This is a genomic window from Pseudomonas sp. PS01299, from assembly GCF_029960145.1.
In the GTDB taxonomy this organism is placed as follows: domain Bacteria; phylum Pseudomonadota; class Gammaproteobacteria; order Pseudomonadales; family Pseudomonadaceae; genus Aquipseudomonas; species Aquipseudomonas putida_A.
Window position 1 is genome coordinate 1 of sequence record NZ_JASCPO010000473.1, and the last position, 1,602, is coordinate 1,602.

The window sequence follows — 1,602 nt, forward strand, 5'->3', positions numbered from 1 at the left end:
GGCTCACTCCTACAGGGGATCGCATTTGTCCAGTTGGAATACGGTCACTGTAGGAGTGAGCCTGCTCGCGATAGGGGCGGCTCAGACAACGCAATTCCATTGTCCGGCAACAACACCCCGCCACACTTTTCCGTTTAATCTTTCCTTAACAAGCCACTTACAGACTCTTGATCGTATTTCTCGATATTTCAAAGCAAAATTTTCCGCTTTAATTCGATAGATAACTCGCTAGTCTTGGTTCGCAGTTCTCACAGGATTTGGGCAATGCAGCTACGTAACTCTGCTTCACGCTATGGTTGGGTCAGCATCTTCATGCACTGGGGCGTGGCGCTGGCGGTCTTCGGACTGTTCGCGCTGGGTCTGTGGATGGTGGGGCTGGATTACTACAGCAGCTGGCGCAAAGACGCGCCGGATCTGCACAAGAGCATCGGTCTGGTGCTGCTGGGTGTGATGGTGTTGCGGGTGTTGTGGCGCTTTATCAGCCCACCGCCACCGACGCTGCAAAGCTACAGCCGCATGACCCGCATCGGCGCCAAATTCGGCCACGGGTTTCTGTACGTCGGGCTGTTCGCTGTGATGCTTGCCGGTTACCTGATTTCCACCGCAGACGGTGTCGGGATCCCGGTGTTTGGCCTGTTTGAAGTTCCTGCACTGGTTTCCGGGCTACCGGATCAGGCAGACACCGCTGGGGTGATTCATCTCTGGCTGGCATGGGCGCTGGTAATTTTTTCCGGTCTCCATGCGTTGGCAGCATTGAAGCACCACTTTATCGATCGTGATGCGACCCTCACTCGAATGCTCGGTCGCAAAGCCTGAAATTCAACCTCGACTCAAAGGAAAAGAAAGCATGTTGAAAAAGACTCTGGCCGCTCTGGCAATCGGTTCGGCCGTACTGTCCGCGAACGTGATGGCTGCTGATTACACCGTCGACAAGGAAGGCCAGCACGCTTTCGTCGACTTCAAGATCAGCCACCTGGGCTACAGCTACATCACCGGTACCTTCAAGGACATCGACGGCAAGTTCAGCTTCGACGCCGCCAAGCCTGAAGACAGCAAAATCGAATTCAATGTGAAAACCGCCAGCGTGTTCACCAACCACGCCGAGCGCGACAAGCACATCTCCAGCAAAGACTTCCTGGACGTGGGCAAATACGCTGACGCCAAGTTCGTCTCCACCAGCGTCAAATCCACCGGCAAGAACGCCGAGGGCAAAGACACTGCTGACGTGACCGGCGACCTGACCCTGCACGGCGTGACCAAGCCAATCGTGGTCAAGGCTGTGTTCCTGGGCGAAGGCAAGGATCCATGGGGCGGCTACCGTGCCGGCTTTGAAGGCACCACCAGCATCAAGCGCTCTGATTTCGGCAAGATGATGGATCTGGGTCCACAGTCCGACAAGGTCGACCTGTACATCTCGTTCGAAGGTGTGAAAGCGAAGTAATTTTCGCCGCCATACAAAAACGCCCCCGGTCGTAAGGCCGGGGGCGTTTTTTATTGTCCGTCACATGCACTGATATCACCGCAGATCCACTGTGGGAGCGGGCTTGCTCGCGAATGCGGCGGGCCAGTCGATACTTCCGTTACAGACATACCGCATTCGCG

2 protein-coding genes are annotated in these 1,602 nt (G+C 55.7%); both read left to right on the forward strand.

Annotation, left to right across the window (positions count from 1 at the left end):
* Positions 1 to 264: 264 nt before the first annotated feature.
* Positions 265 to 816 carry a cytochrome b gene (locus QMX91_RS31080; RefSeq protein WP_047596555.1) on the forward strand — a complete coding sequence of 184 codons (552 nt, stop codon included), beginning with the start codon at positions 265 to 267 and terminating at the stop codon, positions 814 to 816.
* Positions 817 to 847: 31 nt separating this feature from the next.
* Positions 848 to 1,441 (forward strand): YceI family protein, encoded by a 594-nt coding sequence (locus tag QMX91_RS31085; RefSeq protein ID WP_027610605.1) that lies wholly within the window; start codon positions 848 to 850, stop codon positions 1,439 to 1,441.
* Positions 1,442 to 1,602: the final 161 nt, after the last annotated feature.